This is a genomic window from Mumia xiangluensis, assembly GCF_010994095.1.
GTDB lineage: Bacteria > Actinomycetota > Actinomycetes > Propionibacteriales > Nocardioidaceae > Mumia > Mumia xiangluensis.
This window is the reverse complement of the sequence record NZ_WJYO01000001.1, coordinates 1,144,153-1,162,321: the sequence shown is the minus strand read 5'-3', so window position 1 is coordinate 1,162,321 and position 18,169 is coordinate 1,144,153. Positions and strand designations below refer to the sequence as shown.

The 18,169-nt window shown below is 70.8% G+C and carries 17 protein-coding genes; 8 read left to right on the top strand and 9 right to left on the bottom strand.

Going from position 1 to position 18,169, the window contains the following annotated elements; all coding sequences use genetic code 11:
- Positions 1-138 precede the first annotated feature (138 nt).
- The 5 genes from GH747_RS05365 to GH747_RS05345 all read right to left on the bottom strand — a co-directional run bounded on the left by GH747_RS05365 (position 139) and on the right by GH747_RS05345 (position 6,077).
- Complete coding sequence (locus GH747_RS05365; protein ID WP_149768467.1) at positions 139-477, bottom strand: hypothetical protein; 339 nt, start codon at positions 475-477, stop codon at positions 139-141.
- Between the two features lie 36 nt (positions 478-513).
- A complete protein-coding gene (locus GH747_RS05360; protein ID WP_149768466.1) occupies positions 514-2,430 on the bottom strand; it encodes an ArnT family glycosyltransferase in 1,917 nt (638 codons plus the stop codon).
- Complete coding sequence (locus tag GH747_RS05355; protein ID WP_149768465.1) at positions 2,427-3,659, bottom strand: bifunctional glycosyltransferase family 2/GtrA family protein; 1,233 nt, start codon at positions 3,657-3,659, stop codon at positions 2,427-2,429. Before GH747_RS05355 ends, GH747_RS05360 begins: the two co-directional genes overlap by 4 nt.
- 265 nt (positions 3,660-3,924) lie before the next feature.
- Complete coding sequence (locus GH747_RS05350; RefSeq protein ID WP_149768464.1) at positions 3,925-5,379, bottom strand: HAMP domain-containing sensor histidine kinase; 1,455 nt, start codon at positions 5,377-5,379, stop codon at positions 3,925-3,927.
- Complete coding sequence (locus tag GH747_RS05345) at positions 5,376-6,077, bottom strand: response regulator transcription factor (protein WP_149768463.1); 702 nt, start codon at positions 6,075-6,077, stop codon at positions 5,376-5,378. Before GH747_RS05345 ends, GH747_RS05350 begins: the two co-directional genes overlap by 4 nt.
- A 142-nt stretch (positions 6,078-6,219) precedes the next feature.
- Here GH747_RS05345 and GH747_RS05340 point away from each other — a divergent pair, with 142 nt between their 5' ends.
- Genes GH747_RS05340 through mnhG form a run of 6 tightly spaced genes read left to right on the top strand, consistent with a single transcriptional unit; the run spans position 6,220 to position 12,457 of the window.
- Positions 6,220-9,117 carry a Na+/H+ antiporter subunit A gene (locus tag GH747_RS05340; protein ID WP_149768713.1) on the top strand — a complete coding sequence of 966 codons (2,898 nt, stop codon included), beginning with the start codon at positions 6,220-6,222 and terminating at the stop codon, positions 9,115-9,117.
- Positions 9,114-9,554: a Na(+)/H(+) antiporter subunit C gene (locus GH747_RS05335; protein ID WP_149768462.1), complete on the top strand. Its 441-nt coding sequence runs from the start codon at positions 9,114-9,116 to the stop codon at positions 9,552-9,554. Before GH747_RS05340 ends, GH747_RS05335 begins: the two co-directional genes overlap by 4 nt.
- Positions 9,551-11,176: a Na+/H+ antiporter subunit D gene (locus GH747_RS05330; RefSeq protein ID WP_228552781.1), complete on the top strand. Its 1,626-nt coding sequence runs from the start codon at positions 9,551-9,553 to the stop codon at positions 11,174-11,176. The genes GH747_RS05335 and GH747_RS05330 overlap by 4 nt, the downstream gene beginning before the upstream one ends.
- A complete protein-coding gene (locus GH747_RS05325; RefSeq protein WP_149768461.1) occupies positions 11,173-11,778 on the top strand; it encodes a Na+/H+ antiporter subunit E in 606 nt (201 codons plus the stop codon). The genes GH747_RS05330 and GH747_RS05325 overlap by 4 nt, the downstream gene beginning before the upstream one ends.
- Entirely contained in the window at positions 11,775-12,125 is a 351-nt protein-coding gene (locus GH747_RS05320; RefSeq protein WP_205602768.1) for a monovalent cation/H+ antiporter complex subunit F, read from the top strand. The genes GH747_RS05325 and GH747_RS05320 overlap by 4 nt, the downstream gene beginning before the upstream one ends.
- The gene (gene mnhG, locus GH747_RS05315) at positions 12,122-12,457 is read left to right on the top strand and encodes a monovalent cation/H(+) antiporter subunit G (protein WP_149768460.1); all 336 of its coding nucleotides are present in this window, start codon (positions 12,122-12,124) and stop codon (positions 12,455-12,457) included. Before GH747_RS05320 ends, mnhG begins: the two co-directional genes overlap by 4 nt.
- A gap of 9 nt (positions 12,458-12,466) precedes the next feature.
- Here mnhG and GH747_RS05310 read toward each other — a convergent pair whose 3' ends face one another.
- Complete coding sequence (locus tag GH747_RS05310; protein WP_149768459.1) at positions 12,467-12,820, bottom strand: VOC family protein; 354 nt, start codon at positions 12,818-12,820, stop codon at positions 12,467-12,469.
- Positions 12,821-12,909: 89 nt separating this feature from the next.
- Here GH747_RS05310 and GH747_RS05305 point away from each other — a divergent pair, with 89 nt between their 5' ends.
- On the top strand, positions 12,910-13,449 hold the full coding sequence (locus GH747_RS05305) for a putative immunity protein (protein ID WP_149768458.1): 540 nt from the start codon (positions 12,910-12,912) through the stop codon (positions 13,447-13,449).
- Positions 13,450-13,456: 7 nt separating this feature from the next.
- On the opposite strand, the gene GH747_RS05300 is transcribed toward GH747_RS05305, so the two are convergent.
- On the bottom strand, positions 13,457-15,775 hold the full coding sequence (locus GH747_RS05300; protein WP_205602767.1) for an Orn/Lys/Arg family decarboxylase: 2,319 nt from the start codon (positions 15,773-15,775) through the stop codon (positions 13,457-13,459).
- A 486-nt stretch (positions 15,776-16,261) separates the two neighbouring features.
- On the opposite strand from GH747_RS05300, the gene GH747_RS05295 reads away from it, so the two are divergent.
- On the top strand, positions 16,262-16,546 hold the full coding sequence (locus tag GH747_RS05295; protein WP_149768457.1) for a GIY-YIG nuclease family protein: 285 nt from the start codon (positions 16,262-16,264) through the stop codon (positions 16,544-16,546).
- Positions 16,547-16,991: 445 nt separating this feature from the next.
- Here the strand turns inward: GH747_RS05295 and GH747_RS05290 are convergent, their stop codons facing one another.
- Together GH747_RS05290 and GH747_RS05285 are read right to left on the bottom strand one after the other, a co-directional pair.
- A complete protein-coding gene (locus GH747_RS05290) occupies positions 16,992-17,780 on the bottom strand; it encodes an exodeoxyribonuclease III (RefSeq protein WP_149768456.1) in 789 nt (262 codons plus the stop codon).
- A gap of 22 nt (positions 17,781-17,802) precedes the next feature.
- Entirely contained in the window at positions 17,803-18,123 is a 321-nt protein-coding gene (locus GH747_RS05285; protein WP_149768455.1) for a DUF2812 domain-containing protein, read from the bottom strand.
- Positions 18,124-18,169 lie beyond the last annotated feature (46 nt).

Here is an 18,169-nt window from a genome sequence, read left to right as displayed (position 1 = left end):
CGCCCGCCCAACCGACCGGCGGTGAGCTGAGTCCCACGCACCGCCCGTCCAACCGACCCGCGGTGAGCTGAATCCCACGCACCGCCCGTGCCGTGGGACCAGGCTCACCGCGCACGGGTTGACGCGCGTGACTGCGGGCTAGATTCCGGAGTCCGTGCCGGATCCGCCGGGCATCCCGCCCCCGCCCTGCGGGCCCGTACCGTCCTGGCTCATTCCCGGAGGACCACCGCCCATCCCCGGACGACCGCCGCCCCAGCCCGGGCCGCCCTGCCCGTCGTCGGCCGAGGCGGTGCCGACGGCCATCCCTCCGAGGAACCCGAAGCCGCACAGCGCGATCCCGGCGATGGCGGCGCCGATCCGGGTCTTGCGGTCGGTCCCACGCCAGCCCGCGGTCGGCTGGGGCTGCGGCTGCTGGGGCTGGGGCTGGGGCTGCGGCTGCGGTTCGTACGACGGCTGCTGGGGGTTCGTCTCATTCATCTCTCTGTCCTTCGTGGTTGTGGTGAGGTCAGCGCGTCACTGCGCGGACGTGAGGTCGTACAGCGTGGTGCCGTCCACGGTCTGCGCCGTGAAGCTCGCGGTCACCCAGCTCTCGATCTCGCTGTTGCTTCCGCCGCCCCGGCCGGTGCCGGCGACGTAGAAGTGGATCTCGCCGGCCGCGACCCACTCCTTGAACTGGTCGAGGGTCGGGTAGTCGTCGGTGCCGTTGAAGCCGCCGATGGCGAGGACCGGCTCCCCGGAGGCGAGCTGCAACGGCGCTGCACCGTTGGCGGTCTGCGCCGCAGCGGCCCACCGGTAGTCGCCGCTCTGGAGGAGCCGCACGACGTCGTCGCTGACACCGGCGATCCCGTTGCCCCCGAGGAAGCTGGTGCCACCGGTCCCGGTTCCGCCTGGCGCCGCGCCTCCGAACCCACCGCCCCTGCCCGGCCCCCCGCCCGAGGACGGGCCTGCGGTCACGATCGACCCCGTGTGCGCTGTGCCGACGGTCTCGATCGCCGACGCGGTCGGACCGGCGAGCGCGACGATCCCGACGAGGACCGCGACCGCGACCGCGAGGCGTCGAGCCCTGGCACCGACGAGGGTGAGCTCGGGCCCGAGCAGGAGCAGGACACCGGCGGCGACCGCTGCCACGACGACGACCCAGCGAAGCCACGGCAGGAACGCCGGGGTCGCAGCCAGGAGCCGCCACTGCCAGACCCCCGTCAGGAAGACCGTCCCCGCGAGAACCGCCCGCGGCACCAGCTCCGTACGGCGCCGCCAGAGCAGGACGGTCCCGACCCCGACCAGCGCGGCGATCGCCGGTGCGAGCGCCACCGTGTAGTACTCGTGGATGATCCCCTGCATGAGGCTGAACGTCAGCCCCGTGACGATCAGCCATCCGCCCCAGACGATCACGAACGCGCGCATCCGGTCGGTCCGCGCCGCGCGCCAGGAGAAGGCCGCCAGGACACTGAGCGCCACCAGCGCTGCCGGGAGGAGCCAGCTCGCCTGAGTCTGCATCTGCGAGCTGAAGAGGCGCCCGATGCCGGGCGTCCCCCACTGACCGCCCTGACCCCCTCCACCGCCGACGGACCCGGTCTCTTCGCCGTTGAGCCTGCCGAGGCCGTTGTAGCCGAGCGTGAGCTCGAGGATGCTGTTCCCGGTCGAGCCACCGATGTACGGCCGCGACCCCGCTGGCCACAGCTCGGCGACGAGCACCCACCACCCGGCTCCGACGATCACGGCACCGCCGGCGGCGAGGAGGTGAAGAAGACGGGTACGCAGCTGCGCCGCGCCGGCGACGCCGTACGCGAGCGCCATCCCGGGGACGACCAGGAACGCCTGGAGCATCTTCGCCAGGAACGCGAACCCGATCAGGAGCCCGGCCAGGACCATCCAGCGGAGCGCCTTCTTGGCGTCGACCGCCCGGGTCACCGCCCACGCAGCGGAGACCATGAGGAAGACGAGCAGCGCGTCCGGGTTGTTGAACCGGAACATCAGCGCCGCGACCGGGGTGGTCGCGAGCACCGCTCCGGCGATCAGCGCCGACCACGGGCCGGCCCAGCGCTTCACCGCCGCGTACAGGACACCGACGCTCGCGACGCCGAGGAGTGCCTGCGGCAGCAGCATGCTGAAGGAGCTGAACCCGAAGAGACGCGCGGACACGCCCATCACCCACAGCGAGGCCGGCGTCTTGTCGACGGTGATGCCGTTCGACGCGTCGAGGGCGCCGAAGAACCAGGCCTTCCAGCTCTCCGAACCCGCCTGCACGGCCGCCGCGTAGTACTCGTTGGCGTAGCCGTTGATCGACAGGTTCCAGCAGTACGCCACGGCCGTCGCCGCGAGCAGCGCGACGAGGAGCGTGCGGTCGACGGTCCACCAGCGGCTCGTCGCCGCGGCATCGGCGGGCGCACCGACAGGCGCGGAAGCTGTCTCTCGTGCGAGCGTGGTCATGCGATGCTCCTCTCGTCCGCCGGGGCGGTGAGCGTGTCGGTGCGGAGTGGGGCGGGGACGACGGCCCCGCGCTGGCGGTCGGCGAACACCCAGCGGTCGAGCATCAGGAACCGCAGCGCAGTCGCCGCGACGTTCGCGATCGTGAGGACGCCGACCTCCGTGAGCGGCGTGTGGCCATGGCCTGCCGTGAGCAGCAGCGCCGACGCGGTGAGCACCCAGCCGCAGCCGAAGGCGACCAGTCCCTGGAGGTGGTGCCGGGCGAGTCCGCCGGCACCGACGACCTCGAAGGTGAAGCGCCGGTTGAGCGCGGTGTTGCCGATCGCGGTGATCACGAGGGCGACGAGGTTCGCGACCTGCGCGGAGGCGACCTCGCGGGCCAGCAGGAAGAGGACCGCGTACGCGATCGTGCTGAGCGCGCCGACGAGGCCGAACCTGACCACCCGGATGCCGATCGGCATCACGGGTCGTGAGCGGCCGAAGGCTCGGCGTACGGGTTCGAGGTCGAGCGACCCCGTCGTCAGGCCCCGCGCCATCCGCGCGACGCCCCGCAGGTCGTCGCGTACGGTCGACGCGATCGCAACCCGGCTGTCGGGGTCGTCGACCCAGTCGACGGGGACCTCGGCGATCCGGAGGCCGGCGCGCTCGGCAAGGACCAGGAGCTCGGTGTCGAAGAACCAGGTGGTGTCCTCGACGTACGGGAGCAGCGCCTGGGCGACGTCGGCACGCACGGCCTTGAAGCCGCACTGCGCGTCGCTGAACCGGGCGCCGAGCGCGACCCGGAGGATCGTGTTGTAGCCCCGCGAGAGCGCCTCGCGCTTCGTCCCCCGTACGACGCGGGAGTCACGACGCAGCCGCGTCCCGATCGCCACGTCGGAGTGGCCCGAGAGCAGCGGCGCGACCAGCGGCATCAGGGCGTCGAGGTCGGTGGAGAGGTCCACGTCCATGTACGCGACGACCGTGGCCGTGCTGCGCGACCAGACCGTCGCGAGCGCCCGTCCGCGGCCGCGCTCGGGGATGCGGACCAGCTCCACCCCGTGCAGCGTCGCCGCGAGGTCGGCGGCAACCTCCGCCGTACCGTCGGTACTGCCGTTGTCGGCGATCACCACCCGGCTCGCATACGGGACGGCGGTGTCGAGGTAGGTCCGCAGCCGGTGCACGCTACGTTCGAGGACGTGCGCCTCATTCAGGACCGGGACGACGATGTCGATCACGGGGGATGACTGGCTCATGTCCCTCACGGTCGCGCCGGAACTTCACGTTCCCCTGCGGCAAGCCTGGGAGTCGACTGTGAGTTGCCGCCGCCCCATCCCCGCCGGTCGAGTAGTCCGAGCCGCTGGGCGAGGACATATCGAGACCCCCCCGGTCGAGACCCGGTCTCGATACGGGCTCCGCTGGCGCTCCGCCCTACTCGACCAGCGGAGGGATACGGGCTCCGCTGGCGCTCCGCCCTACTCGACCAGCAGAAGATGGGGCCGACCAGCAGAAGATGGGGCCTCAGCGGGCGAGCGGGATCCGCACCGTGAACGTCGCACCCTCGCCGGGCGCCGTGTCGAGGTCGACGCGACCGCCGTGGCCCGCCACGAGCGCGGACACGATCGCGAGCCCGAGCCCGGACCCTCCGTCCTCGCGGCTGCGTGCTTCGTCGGCACGGTAGAAGCGTTCGAACACGTGGTCCGCCTGCTGCGGGTCGAGGCCCGGCCCGGCGTCCGACACCGCGACCACACCGTCGTCCCCGTCGATGCTCACGTCGATCCGGACCTCGGCGTCCACGGGCGTGTGCGCGAGCGCGTTGCCCACGATGTTGCCGAGGACCTGGCGCAGGCGGGCCTCGTCGCCCTCGACCACCACGGGAGCCCCCGCGTCGGGTGCGACGATCACGCGATCCGGCTGAACGGCTCGTGCGTCGACGGCGGCGTCGCGAGCCAGCTCACGGAGGTCGACCGGGTCCTGGAGCAGCGGTCGCTCCTGGTCGAGCCGGGCGAGCAGGAGGAGGTCCTCGACGAGGACGCCCATCCGGTCGGCCTCCTGGCGGATCCGCCCCATGAACCGGTCCACGGTCGCCTGGTCAGCCGCAGCACCCTGGCCGTACAGCTCGGCGAAGCCCCGGATCGACGTCAGCGGCGTACGGAGCTCGTGGCTGGCGTCGGCGACAAAGCGGCGCATCCGCCGCTCCGACTCCTCGGCCCTGCGCGCCTCCTCCTCGCGGTTGCGGACGGCATCCTCGATGTGCCCGAGCATGGTGTCGAGCGATGCCGACAGCGCGCCGACCTCGGTGCGCGGGTCGAGGCCGGTGTCGACGCGAGCCGTCAGGTCCCCGGCGGCGATCGACTCCGCGGTCGCCTCGACCTCGACGAGCGGACGCAGGCTGCGCCGTACGACGGCGGAGCTGACGAGAGCCAGGGCGAGCAGCACGACGGCCGCGATGGCGAGCTCGATCCAGCGCAGCTGAGTCAACGTCGCGGAGACGTCGTCGAGGCCGACCGCGACCGCGGCCGTCAGCCCGTCACGCGTGGTGGTGAAGACGACGCGCCACTGCCTGCCGTCGTCGACCGACGACACGGTCAGCGGCTCGTCGAGGGTGACCTCGTCAGGGGACGGAAGATCCGGGTAGTCGGCGGGGTCGAGCCGGTCGTCGGCGATCGGGTCCGACGCGTTGCCGGCGTCGTCGAAGAACTGGATCACGTACTGCGACGGCAGCCCGGCGCGCCCTGCCGCCTCCAGCGGCCGCGGACCCGGGCCGTTCGCCAGCCGGTCGGCCTCCGACGTCAGCTGACGGTCGACCCGCTGGGTGAGCGTCCGCTCGAGGAGCACGTTGGTGGCGAGCGCGCTGACGACGAGTGCGATCGTCACCATCGCCACCAGGACGACGACGAGCTGGACGCGCAGGGGCTGGTCGCGCCACCGACGGATCAGCCCTGAGACGGACGAGGGCTGCCGCGTGGCGCTCATCGCGGACGCCGCAGGACGTATCCCACGCCGCGCACCGTGTGGATCAGTCGTGGCTCGGCGGTGTCGAGCTTGCGTCGCAGGTACGACACGTAGGTCTCGACGACGTTGCCGTCTCCGCCGAAGTCGTAGTTCCAGACGTGGTCGAGGATCTGCTGCTTGCTCAGCACCCGCCCGCTGTTGAGCAGGAGGTAGCGCAGGAGCTTGAACTCCGTCGGCGACAGCTCGACGAGGTGGCCGGCCTTGCGGACCTCGTGGCTGTCGGTGTCCATCTCGAGGTCGGCCAGCCGCAGCCGCGAGTCCGACGCCTCCGACCGACGCGTACGACGCAGCACGGCATGGACGCGTGCGACCAGCTCGTCGAGGCTGAACGGCTTCGCGAGGTAGTCGTCGCCCCCCGCCGTCAGTCCGCTGACCCGGTCGGCGGGAGTGTCGCGCGCCGTCAGGAAGATGACAGGGACCTCACGCCGCTCGGCACGAAGCCGCTTCACGACCTCGAACCCGTCGACGCGAGGCATCATGACGTCGAGCACGACGAGGTCGAGCGCGGGGTCGGTGACGATGGTGTCGAGGGCCTGCCGGCCGTCGGTGGCGGTCGCCACGTCGAACCCGGCGAACCGGAGGCTGGAGGCGAGCAGGTCGAGGATGCTCGCGTCGTCGTCGACGACGAGCAGCCGTGCTGGAGTGTCTTCGGTGGCCATCGCCCACGAGTCTGTCCCAGGTCTCTCCGACCCGCCTGGGCAGAGGCTGTGAGGTTCCTGTGAACGGCCCCCGGCGGCCTTCAGGGGCCGACCCTTAGAATTGCCCCACGGGTGACGGCGGCAGAGGAGGCAGGTGGATCTGATGCTGCTCGCCCTGTTGATCCACCTGGTCGCCGCAGCGGCAGCACCTGCTCTCGTCAGCCGACTGGACCGCTACGCGTTCCCGGTCCTCGCCCTGGCGCCTGCCTCGGTGTTCGTCTGGCTGCTCACCCTGGGCGGCGAGGTCGCGGGGCCCGATGCTGCGGTCCGGACCGAGACGTACGAGTGGGTCCCGACGATCGGGCTCGAGGTCGGCCTGCGTCTCGACACGCTCAGCTGGACACTCGCTCTGCTCGTGACGGGGATCGGCGCCCTGGTCCTGCTCTACTGCACCTGGTACTTCCGGGCGTACGACCCCGCGCTGTGGCGGTTCTCCGGCGCCTTCGTCGCCTTCGCTGGCTCGATGCTGGGGCTCGTCCTGGCGAGCGACGTGCTGCTCCTCTACGTCTTCTGGGAGCTCACGACCGTCTTCTCCTACATCCTCATCGGTCACAACCCCGAGCGCATCGCCAACCGGCGCGCCGCGATGACCGCCCTGCTCGTGACGACCTTCGGCGGACTGGCGATGCTGGTCGGCTTCATCATGCTGGGCGAGAGCGCCGGCTCGTACCAGATCGACGCGATCATGGGCCTCGCCCCGTCCGGAGCCGCGACGACGGCCGCCATCGCGCTCGTCCTGGTCGGCGCGGTGTCGAAGTCCGCCCTCGTGCCGTTCCACTTCTGGCTGCCCGGCGCGATGGCGGCGCCGACGCCGGTGAGCGCCTACCTGCACGCCGCCGCGATGGTGAAGGCCGGCGTCTTCCTCGTCGCGGTCATGGCGCCGACGTTCGCCGAGGTGTCGCTGTGGCGGCCGGCCCTGCTCACGCTCGGCGTCGTCACGATGATCGTCGGCGGCGTCCGCGCTCTCGGACAGCACGACGTCAAGCTGCTCCTCGCGTACGGCACGGTGAGCCAGCTCGGCTTCCTGACGGCGGTCGTCGGTCTCGGCACCCGTGCCGCGGCCCTGGCAGGCCTGGCGATGGTCGTCGCACACGCGTTGTTCAAGGCGGCGCTGTTCATGGTGGTGGGCATCGTCGACCACTCGGCCCACACGCGCGACCTGCGCAAGCTGTCGCAGCTGCGGCCCGCGATGCCCTGGCTGTTCGGGTTCACGGTGCTCGCTGCGGCATCGATGGCCGGCATCCCACCGATGCTGGGCTTCGTCGCGAAGGAGTCGGTCTACGGGGCGTTCGTCGACGTGGTCGCGGACGGTGACGGCACAGGGATCGGCCCCGTCGCCGGCAGCCTCGTTCTCGCCGGGCTCGTCGTCGGCTCGCTGCTGACCATGGCCTATACGCTGCGGTTCGTCTGGGGCGTGTTCGGTGACAAGCCCGGCGTCGAGCGCCCCGCAGACCTGGTCGCGGTGCCGGTCGGCTTCGCGGCGCCGACCGCCGTGCTGGCGACCGTGTCGCTCGTCCTGGGCTTCTTCGGGAGCGCGCTGACCGACCTGTGGGCCGGGTACGACCACCTCTTCCCGCCGGGTGTCCACCACGCCGAGCTCGCCCTCTGGCACGGCCTGTCGCCCGCTCTCGGCCTGTCGGCGATCGCGGTGCTCGGCGGTGTCGCCCTCTTCGTCTGGCAGCGCCGCGCCCAGTACGTGCCCACCGCACCGTGGATGCCCTCGGCCGAGCGGTCGTACGAGGCCGTCATGCGCGGCACGGACCGTCTGGCCGTCGAGGTCACCGGCCGTACGCAGCGCGGTTCGCTGCCGTTCTACCTCGGGTCGATCCTCGTCGTCGTGCTCCTCGTGCCCGGCACCGCCTTGGTGCTCAACCGCACCTGGACCGACGACGTCGTATGGTTCGACTCGGCGGCGCAGGCCGTCGTCGCGGTCCTGATGGCGACCGCTGCGGTGCTGACCGTCCGCTCGCGACGGCGGCTCAAGGCCGTGCTGCTCGCGGGCGTCTCCGGCTACTGCACGGCGATGCTGTTCCTGCTGCACGGAGCTCCCGACCTCGCGCTGACACAGGTGCTGGTCGAGACCGTCACCCTCGTGATCTTCGTGCTCGTGCTCCGCCGGATGGTCCCGTACTTCTCCGACCGCCCGCTGACCCGGGCGCGCTGGCTCCGCGTCGGGATCGGAGCCGCGTCCGGGATCTTCGCCTCCGGCATCGCGCTCGCCGCGGCCGGCGTCCGGATCGGCGACCCGGTGTCGGTGGAGTTCCCCGAGAGCGCCGTCGAGTACGGCGGCGGGCACAACATCGTCAACGTGACCCTGGTCGACATCCGCGCATGGGACACGATGGGCGAGCTGTCCGTGCTGGTTGTGGCCGCGACCGGTGTCGCCTCGCTGATCTTCCTCATCACCGGCCGCGGCGGCGTTCAGAGCCCCGCCAACCCGCTGCCGTCCCACCAGGACACCGGCCGCTGGCTGCGTGCGGGCAGGACATTGTCCGCCGAGCGACGTTCGATCGTCTTCGAGATCGTCACGCGACTCGTGTTCCACACGATCATCCTGTTCTCGGTGTGGCTGGTGTTCGCCGGCCACAACGGCCCTGGAGGCGGGTTCGCGGGCGGCCTCATGGCGGGTCTCGCCCTGATGGTCCGCTATCTCGCCGGTGGCCGGTACGAGCTGGACGAGGCCGCACCCGTCGATGCTGGTCGGGTCCTCGGGCTCGGGCTCGCTGTCGCGACGAGCGCCGCGCTCGCCCCGCTGGCCTTCGGCGGGCAGGTGCTCCAGAGCGCGACGATCGATCTCCACCTGTGGGCGATCGGCGACATCCACCTCGTGACGTCGCTGTTCTTCGACATCGGCGTCTACCTCGTCGTGTTCGGTCTCATGCTCGACGTCCTGCGCAGCCTGGGCGGTGGCATCGACGCCGACGCGGAGGACGAGATGCCCGACCTGCCCGGCTCGTACACCGACGACGAGTCCACCCCGATGACAGGAGGGGCGCGATGACCGTCAACCTCGTCCTGATCGTCGTCATCGGCGTGACGTTCGCCTGCGGGGTCACGCTCCTGCTCGAGCGCAGCCTGACCCGGATCGTCGTCGGCACGCTGCTGATCGGCAACGCCGTCAACCTCATCTTCATCGTCGCCTCCGGGGCCCCCGGTCGCGCCCCGATCGTGGACGAGAGCGACCCGTCTCCGATGAGCGACCCTCTCCCTCAGGCCATGGTTCTGACGGCGATCGTGATCACCCTCGGCGTGGCGGCGTTCCTGCTCGCGCTCGCGTACAGGTCCTGGCAGCTCGAGGGCCACGACGAGGTCCAGGACGACGTCGAGGACCGTCTCATCATGCGTCTCGCCGACCTCGACGAGGCGTCGCAGTCGTACGAGGAAGGCACCGGTGACCCGGACGAGGAAGGCGCCGATCCTGCGGAGGCCGAGCGATGACCGCTGACTCCGCGATGTCCTTCCTGATCCCCCTCCCCGTGGTGCTGGCGCTCCTCGGCGCAGGCGTCTGCCTCGCCGTCGGGCACAACGCCCGCGCCCAGCGGGTGATCAGCTTCGTGGTCCTCACCGCGATCGTCGGCATCGCAGCCACGCTCCTGTGGGCGGCCGACCGCGACGGGCCCCAGGTCGTGTACGTCGGTGGCTGGCCCGCCCGCATGGGGATCGTGCTCGTCGCCGACCGTCTGTCTGCCCTGCTGCTGCTCGTGTCGGCGATCGTCACGCTGTCGGTCCTCGTCTACTCGGTCGGCCAGGGGATCATCGAGTTCGGCCGCGACACCCCGCTGTCGGTCTTCTACCCGACGTACCTCGTCCTGGTCGCTGGTGTCTCCAATGCCTTCCTGTCGGGCGACCTCTTCAACCTGTACGTCGGCTTCGAGGTCCTGCTGGCGGCGAGCTACGTGCTCATCACGCTCGGCGGCACCGGTCCGCGGGTGCGGGCCGGCACGACGTACGTCGTCGTGTCCGTGCTGTCGTCGATGGTGTTCCTCATCGCCATCGCGGGGGTCTACGCCGCCACCGGCACCGTCAACATGGCTGATCTCGCGGTCAAGCTGCAGGAGGTGCCCGAGGGCGTGCGCGTCGTGCTGCAGCTGATGCTGCTCACGGCGTTCTCGATCAAGGCGGCGGTGTTCCCGCTGTCGGCCTGGCTTCCCGACTCCTACCCGACGGCGCCCGCTCCGGTCACGGCGGTGTTCGCCGGCCTGCTGACCAAGGTCGGCGTGTACGCGATCATGCGCGTGCAGACCCTGCTCTTCCCCGACAGTCCCCTGTCGGACCTGCTGCTGTGGGCAGCGCTGCTGACGATGCTGATCGGCATCCTCGGCGCCATCGCCCAGTCGGACATCAAACGTATGCTCTCGTTCACCCTGGTCAGCCACATCGGCTACATGGTGTTCGGGGTGGCGATCGCGTCCGATCTGGGCCTCGCCGGCGCCATCTTCTACATCGTCCACCACATCACGATCCAGACGACGCTGTTCCTCGTCACCGGCCTCATCGAGATCCGCGGCGGCTCGACGTCGCTGGAGCATCTCGGTGGCCTGGCCAAGGCGGCGCCGGTGCTCGCCCTGATGTTCTTCCTCCCGGCGATGAACCTGTCCGGGATCCCGCCGTTCTCCGGGTTCCTCGGCAAGGTCGCGCTCGTCCAGGCCGGCGTCGACCGCGCAGGCTGGCTGGCCTACCTGGTCGTCGCGGCGTCGATCGTGACGAGTCTCCTGACCCTGTACGCCGTTGCGAAGACCTGGAACCGCGCGTTCTGGCGTCCACGCACCGAGGAGCCGGACGAGGTCGGCGAGTGGGTCCCGAGCACCGGCACCAAGTCGGGCGAGCCGTGGGGCGACACGGTCACCGTCACGTCCGTACGCTCCCTCCCGCGTGCGATGGTCGCGCCGACGTTGACGCTGGTCGCCCTCGGCACGGCGCTGACCTTGGTCGCCGGACCGCTGTTCGGGATCACGGAGCGGGCCGCTGCCGAGCTGCGAGACCGCACTCCGTACATCGAGACCGTCCTGGAGGACGGAAGCATGCCCGGTGACTCCGCCGCCGGGGAGGTGTCGCCATGAGCCCCGAGACGTCGCGGAGCGCGCAGGCACGGCGCGCGCTCGAGTGGCCGGTCCTGGTCTGGCTGACCCTCGTCTGGGTCCTGCTGTGGGGAGAGTTCACCGTCGGCAACATCCTGGCCGGCGTGGTGATCTCCATCGCGATCATCCGTGTGTTCCCGCTGCCCCCGATCGACTTCACCGGGCGGGTGCACCCGTGGCGGTTGGCCGTGCTCGTCTACGCGTTCTTCCGCGACCTGGTCCTCTCCAGCATCCAGGTGGCAGGCATCGTGCTGCGGTTCGGCTACCAGCCCGTGAACTCCGTCATCATCGTGCCGATGCGGACGCGCAGCGACCTGGCCCTGATGATGACGTCGGAGATCGTGTCGCTCGTGCCCGGCAGTCTGCTGATCGAGGTCTCCCGCAAGGACTGGACCCTCCAGATCCACGTGATCGAGACGAACGACGCGGACGACGTCGAGGCCGCGCGGCAGCGCGTGTGGGCCGAGGAGGAGCGCGTCGTCCGGGCCCTGGGCAATGCCGAGGACATCGCCCGCATCGAGCAACCCCCTCCCGCGCTGCCGCCTGCGCGGCGCGCTGACCACGGGGAGGGCACGTCGTCATGACCTGGATGACAGCGGTCGCCTGGACCGCCGGCGGCATGCTCGGGATCGCCGCCCTGCTCTGCGTGGTCCGTGCCGCGATCGGCCCGTCGATGCCGAACCGTGCGGTCGCGATCGACGTCCTCGTGGCCGTCCTCGTCGGTGGTCTCGGCGTGGAGGCGGCGTACAACCGGCACACCGACACTCTCCCGATCCTCGTCGTCCTGTCGCTCGTGGGCGTGGTCGGATCCGTCAGCATCGCCCGCTTCGCGACGGGGGACGAGCCCGACGAGTCGGACGAGGCGGACCAGGCCGACCGCGCCGACAGCGGGGGCGGCGGCTTCGCCGGCGGAGCGGAGCAGCCGCAATGAACCTCGACCTGATCCGCGACATCGCCTCGGCATTCTGCCTGCTCGTCGGCGCGTTCCTCGCCCTGATCGCCGCGATCGGCATCATCCGGTTCGACAACCTCTTCAGCCGGATGCATGCCGCCACGAAGCCCCAGGTGCTCGGCCTGCTGCTCATCCTGATGGGCATCGCGCTACGGATGGAGCACTGGAGCGACCTCGGCCTCCTCGTGCTGGTCGCGGCCTTCCAGCTGCTCACGGCACCGGTCGCTGCCCACATGCTCGGACGCGCCGTCTATCGCACCGGCGACAAGGAGCCGGACGAGCGGCTCGTGGACGAGCAGCTGCCCGACTGACGGGTCGCGTCAGCCCTCGCCCTGCGCGACGTCGAAGTAGTTGCCCTCGGGATCGGCGAGCGTCACCCACCGGAAGTCGTCCATGGTCTGCGTGGCGACCTGCTCGGCGCCTGCGGCCTCGAGTCGCTCGACCTCGGCATCGAGGTCTGCGGTGACCAGGTCGAGGTGCATCTTGTTCTTGCCGGGGGTGACGCGTTCGACCTTCTGGAACGCCAGCATGACGTTGCCCTCGCCGGTCGAGACCACGACGAAAAATCCCTCGTTCTCCTGCACGATCTCACCGCCGACCTGCTCTGCCCACCACCGGCCGAGTGCCAGAGCGTCGACGCAATCGATCGTGACCATTCCCACCGTGAGTGCCATGCCCGTCACGCTAGCGGGCGGTGGCGACACTTCGCTCGCTCAAACGACCCGTGTTGGCGTGCGTCTGTCTCCTCGGCGAGAATCGCCGGGTGGTGACTGGGAGCGGTGACTTCGAGCTCACCGTCCACGAGCTGCGCGTCGTCGCGCGCTACGTGACGGACACCGCGCAGGAGCTGCTCCCGGTGTTCGAGAGCGCCGATCCCGATGATCCCCGTCCCCGCGCGGCCGTCGATGCTGCGTGGGACTTCGTCCACGGCGCCCCGAGGACCGCGCTGCAGCGCGTCACGTCCGTGGACGCCCACCGAGCGGCAAGGGAGGCGAGCACCGAGGTCTCCCGCCTCACCGCCCAGGCCGCCGGAGACGCCGCCTCCGCTGCCTACCTGCACCCGATCCGCAAGGCGCACCAGGTCGGGCACATCCTCCGCGCCGCCGCGAATGCCGCGCGCATCGCCGAGATCCAGTCCGACGGCGACGAGGATGCCGCGAACAGGATCATCGAGCAGGCTCGCGCGCGGGCCACCCCGCTGCTGATCGAGATTCTGTGCCGGTACCCGTCCCCACCCTCCGGCAGGAGTCGCGCCGCGCAGCTCATGTCCGCGCTGGACAGCGCGATTCGCGCGTCGCGATGAGACGAGCTCAACCGACAGGAGAGTCGCGGACGCAGCGCGCGACGTACCGGCCGTCGACGACCTCGACGCCGTGCGTCTCGTGCTCGAACCCGGGGAACAGCCGGTCGAAATCCTCGAGCGCCTGCAGATACGCGAGGAACGGCCCGTCCGCCGGTCCGATCGACTCGCCCGGCATGACCAGGGGGATGCCCGGCGGGTAGGGCACGACGCCGATCGCGAGGGTCCGCCCCGCGAGATCGTCCAGCGGTACGGCGTCGACCGTGCCGCGGACCACGTGCGCGTACGCCTCAGCCGGCGTGATCACCGGCACCGGGTGCGCCCCGAACGCTTCCCTCTGCAGCGCCAGCAGCCGCGTCCGGGCGATCGCCGCGTGCTGCTCCTCGGCGAGGTCGCGCAGCCCCATTCCGGCATAGCGGCGTGGGTCGGACGCGTACGTCGTGGGCAGCACCTGCTCCAACGGCCGGTTGGCGTCGAGGTCCCGCTTGAACGACATCAGCGTCGTGACCAGCGAGCCCCACTTGCCGCGGGTGACGCCGATCGAGAAGAGGAGCAGGATCGAGTACGACTGGGTCTTCTCGACGACGATCGACGCCTGCTGCTCGAGGTACTCGGACAGGATCGGCGCCGGCACGCCGAACGCCGCGAGCGACCCGTCCTCCTTCACGCCGGGCGTCACGACGGTGACCTTGATCGGGTCCAGCATCGCGTACGCGTCGGGCAGGTCGAACCCGTGCCAGTCGTCGCCTGCCCGCAGCAGCCACGGGTCCGGCGAGCTGCACAGCCACTCCTCGTCGGCGTCCTCGAACCGGACCTTCGACCCGTCCGCCTGCGTGACGGTCTCGGGCTGCCACGGCACCAGCGCCCAGTCGTCCTCGGGCGTCTCCGCGGCGACGCGGGCGAGCGTACGCCGGAAGGCGACCGCCTCCTGGATCGAGATCCCGGTCAGCAGCGGCCCCCCGCGACCCGACATCATCGCGGCGGACACGTCGTTGGAGGCGATGATCGCGTACAGCGGGGACGTCGAGGCGTGCATCATGTACGCCTCGTTGAACAGGTCGTGCTCGACGGGGTTGCGGCCGTTGCGGACGTGCAGGTACGACGCCTGCGAGAGCGCGGCGAGCAGCTTGTGCGTCGACTGCGTCGCGAACGTCGTCGGCGCATCGGCCGGCCTCTCGCCGGTGTGCATCGCGAACCGCTCCGCGTAGATCGGGTGGAACGCGGCGTAGCCGTACCAGGCCTCGTCGAAGTGCAGGCGGTCGATGTGCTCGCCGAGCGTCTGCTCGACGGTCGGTACGTGGTAGAGCAGACCGTCGTACGTCGAGTTCGTGATCATCGCGATCACGGGGCGGACAGACGGGTCCTCGACGAGCGGCGACGCGGCGAGCTTGCCGGCGACCGCGGCCCGGGTCAGCTCGCTCGGCGGGACAGGGCCGATGATGCCGAGGTGGTTGCGGGTCGTCGTGAGATAGACCGGTACGCCGTGGGTGAGCGTCGCGGCCTGCTCGATCGACTTGTGGGCGTTGCGGTCCAGCACCATCACGTCGCCCGCGACGACCGACGCCTGGTGCAGGACGCGGTTGGAGGTGGAGGTGCCGTTGGTGACGAAGTACGTCCGGTCGGCGCCGAAGATCGTCGCGGCGCGGCGCTCTGCCTCGCCGATCGGGCCGGAGTGGTCCAGCAGCGAGCCGAGCTCGCGGACGGACACGGACAGGTCCGAGCGGAAGGTCTGCTCGCCGAAGAACTCCCAGAACGCGCGCCCGGCCGGGGAGCGCAGGAATGCGGCGCCGCCCTCGTGGCCGGGAGTGTGCCACGAGTACTCGTGCTTGCGGGAGAACGCCACCAGGGCTCCGAACATCGGCGGGAGCACGTCCTGGCGATAGCGCTCTGCGGCGTTGCGGATGCGCCCGGCGATCCACGACGGCGTGTCGTCGAGCAGGTAGATCAGCTGGTCGACCTCACGCAGCACCGCCGTGTCGAGCGAGTCGGCGCCGCGGGTGCCCGTCATCACGAAGACGGGCAGGTCGGCGTTGCGGGCGCGCACGCCGGCGAGGAACGACGTCAGCCGATCGGGTTCCACGTGGGCGGCGTGGTGGTCGGAGTCGCCACCAGCGTCGGCGATCACGGCGCACAGCGACGCGTCGGAGGCGATCCGCAGCACGGCGTCGTCAGGGCTCGGCGCGAACTCGGTCCGTACGTCGATCCGGTCCAGCTCCTGGACCACGCGCCGGAGCATCTCCTCGTGCGCCGTGGACGACTGCGGTCGTTCGTCCACGATGAGGACCTTGATGGCCCGCGCGGTCATGCTCGCTTCGGCCAGATCGCCCATGTGCCGCAAATCCTCCTGCTTGTCGAGAGTCTCCCCGTAAACCCTACGCGATCCACGCCCGCCGAGGCACGTAGCGATCGAGACCCCCTCCGCTGGTCGAGGCGCCCCCTACCGCTGGTCGAGGCGCGAAGCGATCGAGACCCCCTCCCCACCGCTGGTCGAGCAGCCCCCTCCGCTGGTCGAGGCGCGAAGCGATCGAGACCACCCACCCCACCGCTGGTCGAGGCACGAAGCGATCGAGACCACCCCACCCCTCCGCTGGTCGAGGCGCGAAGCGATCGAGACCCGCTCCGCTGGTCGAGCCGCCCCCCTCCCGCTGGTCGAGGCGCGAAGCGATCGAGACCACCGCTGCGTCCCTCCCGCTGGTCGAGGCGCGAAGCGATCGAGACCACCCACCCCACCGCTGGTCGAGGCGCGAAGCGATCGAGACCACCCCGCCTGTGGATATCCGGGTAGCCCGCCGCTGCCGACCGCCACACTCGTGCGATGGCATGGGTCTACATCCTCCGCTGCAGCGACGGCAGCTACTACGTCGGAAGCACCCGCAATCTCGAGCAGCGCATCGACCAGCATCGTTCGGGCCGCGGCGCCGCCTACACACGCCGTCGGCTGCCGATCACCCTCGTCTTCGCAGCGGAGACGGAGAGCGTTGCGGAGGCGTACGGCTGGGAGAAGCGCATCCAGAACTGGTCACGCGCGAAGCGCGAGGCCTTGATCAGAGGCGATCTTGCTGCGCTGTCTGCACTGGCGAAGAGGCGAACACCGAGGTAGGTCTCGATCGCTTCGCGCCTCGACCAGCGGGAGGGGGCGCCTCGACCAGCGGATGGGGGGCGCAGCGGTGGTCTCGATCGCTTCGCGCCTCGACCAGCGGGAGGGACGCAGCGGTGGTCTCGATCGCTTCGCGCCTCGACCAGCGGGAGGGACGCAGCGGTGGTCTCGATCGCTTCGCGCCTCGACCAGCGGGAGGGGGCGCCTCGACCAGCGGAGGGTGGGGGGTCTCGATCGCTTCGCGCCTCGACCAGCGGGAGGGGGCGGCTCGACCAGCGGAGGGTGGGGGTCTCGATCGCTTCGCGCCTCGACCAGCGGATGGGGGGCGCCTCGACCAGCGGAGGGTGGGGGTCTCGATCGCTTCGCGCCTCGACCAGCGGGAGGGACGCAGCGACCAGCGGGAGGTGGCGCCTCGACCAGCGGGAGGGGCGCCTCGACCACCGGGACGTCAGGCGAGGTCGACGACGACCGGGGCGTGGTCCGACGCGCCCTTGCCCTTGCGCTCCTCGCGGTCGATCGACGCCGCGGTCACGCGCGCCGCCAGCGCGGGCGTGCACAGCGCGAAGTCGATCCGCATGCCCTCACGCCGCGGGAACCGCAGCTGCGTGTAGTCCCAGTACGTGTACGTCCCCGGCCCGGGGGTGTGCGGCCGGACCACGTCGGCGTACCCGGAGTCTTCGAACGCCGCGAACGCCTCGCGCTCCAGCTTGGAGACGTGGGTCCTGCCCTCGAACTTCGCCATGTCCCACACGTCCTCGTCCCGGGGAGCGATGTTCCAGTCGCCCATCAGCGCGATCTGCGCGGCGGGGTCGTCGGCGAGCCAGCCCGTCGCGTCGGCGTGCAGCTGGTCGAGCCACTGCAGCTTGTAGGCGTAGTGCGGATCCTCGAGCGTGCGTCCGTTGGGGACGTACAGCGACCAGATGCGTACGCCGCCGCAGACCGCTGAGATCGCCCGCGCCTCCGCGGCAGCGGGGTCGCCCCACGTCGGCATGTCGGCAAACCCGACCTGGACGTCCTCGAGCCCGACGCGCGAGATGATCGCGACGCCGTTCCACTGCGAGAGCCCGTGGTGCGCGACCTCGTAGCCGGCCGCGAGCAGCGACAGCTCGGGGAACTGGTCGTCGCGGCACTTGGTCTCCTGGATCGCCAGGACGTCGACGTCGCTGCGCTCGAGCCAGGCCGCGACGCGGTCGATGCGCGAACGGATGGAGTTGACGTTCCAGGTGGCGATCCGCATGGGTACGAACGTACCCGGCGAGCTATCCGAACAAGAACTCCGGACGCTCCCCCTCGTACGGCGCGCGCCACACGTCCTTGCCGGCGAGCGAGCCGAGGTCCTCCCAGCCGGCAGCGGCGAGAAGGTCGTCCTCCTGCGTGTTGGGGAACGTCCGGGGATCGATCGCGTACCGGTAGGTCGGCGCGTCCTCGCGTCGGTGCAGCGTCAGGCGGATGGCACTCGACGGGCCGAAGTGCTCCGCCACCCAGCCGAGCTGGGCCTGGTCCTCGAACCAGATCTCGAGGAGCTCTGGCTGCCGGATGCGATACGGCATGAACCAGTACGCACGCGTGTCCTTGCTCATGTCACCATCCTGACTGAGCGCGGTCGCAATCGCCGGGCAAGTGCGT

What these genes read in the sequence shown, in the direction of transcription:
- GH747_RS05350 (WP_149768464.1), bottom strand. Translation starts at nt 5,379, where the DNA reads ATGAGCGCCACGCGGCAGCCCTCGTCCGTCTCAGGGCTGATCCGTCGG.
- GH747_RS05290 (WP_149768456.1), bottom strand. Translation starts at nt 17,780, where the DNA reads ATGCGGATCGCCACCTGGAACGTCAACTCCATCCGTTCGCGCATCGAC.
- GH747_RS05340 (WP_149768713.1), top strand. Translation starts at nt 6,220, where the DNA reads ATGCTGCTCGCCCTGTTGATCCACCTGGTCGCCGCAGCGGCAGCACCT.
- GH747_RS05330 (WP_228552781.1), top strand. Translation starts at nt 9,551, where the DNA reads ATGACCGCTGACTCCGCGATGTCCTTCCTGATCCCCCTCCCCGTGGTG.
- GH747_RS05295 (WP_149768457.1), top strand. Translation starts at nt 16,262, where the DNA reads ATGGCATGGGTCTACATCCTCCGCTGCAGCGACGGCAGCTACTACGTC.
- mnhG (WP_149768460.1), top strand. Translation starts at nt 12,122, where the DNA reads ATGAACCTCGACCTGATCCGCGACATCGCCTCGGCATTCTGCCTGCTC.
- GH747_RS05345 (WP_149768463.1), bottom strand. Translation starts at nt 6,077, where the DNA reads ATGGCCACCGAAGACACTCCAGCACGGCTGCTCGTCGTCGACGACGAC.
- GH747_RS05300 (WP_205602767.1), bottom strand. Translation starts at nt 15,775, where the DNA reads ATGGGCGATCTGGCCGAAGCGAGCATGACCGCGCGGGCCATCAAGGTC.
- GH747_RS05365 (WP_149768467.1), bottom strand. Translation starts at nt 477, where the DNA reads ATGAATGAGACGAACCCCCAGCAGCCGTCGTACGAACCGCAGCCGCAG.
- GH747_RS05320 (WP_205602768.1), top strand. Translation starts at nt 11,775, where the DNA reads ATGACCTGGATGACAGCGGTCGCCTGGACCGCCGGCGGCATGCTCGGG.
- GH747_RS05325 (WP_149768461.1), top strand. Translation starts at nt 11,173, where the DNA reads ATGAGCCCCGAGACGTCGCGGAGCGCGCAGGCACGGCGCGCGCTCGAG.
- GH747_RS05310 (WP_149768459.1), bottom strand. Translation starts at nt 12,820, where the DNA reads ATGGCACTCACGGTGGGAATGGTCACGATCGATTGCGTCGACGCTCTG.
- GH747_RS05335 (WP_149768462.1), top strand. Translation starts at nt 9,114, where the DNA reads ATGACCGTCAACCTCGTCCTGATCGTCGTCATCGGCGTGACGTTCGCC.
- GH747_RS05360 (WP_149768466.1), bottom strand. Translation starts at nt 2,430, where the DNA reads ATGACCACGCTCGCACGAGAGACAGCTTCCGCGCCTGTCGGTGCGCCC.
- GH747_RS05355 (WP_149768465.1), bottom strand. Translation starts at nt 3,659, where the DNA reads ATGAGCCAGTCATCCCCCGTGATCGACATCGTCGTCCCGGTCCTGAAT.
- GH747_RS05285 (WP_149768455.1), bottom strand. Translation starts at nt 18,123, where the DNA reads ATGAGCAAGGACACGCGTGCGTACTGGTTCATGCCGTATCGCATCCGG.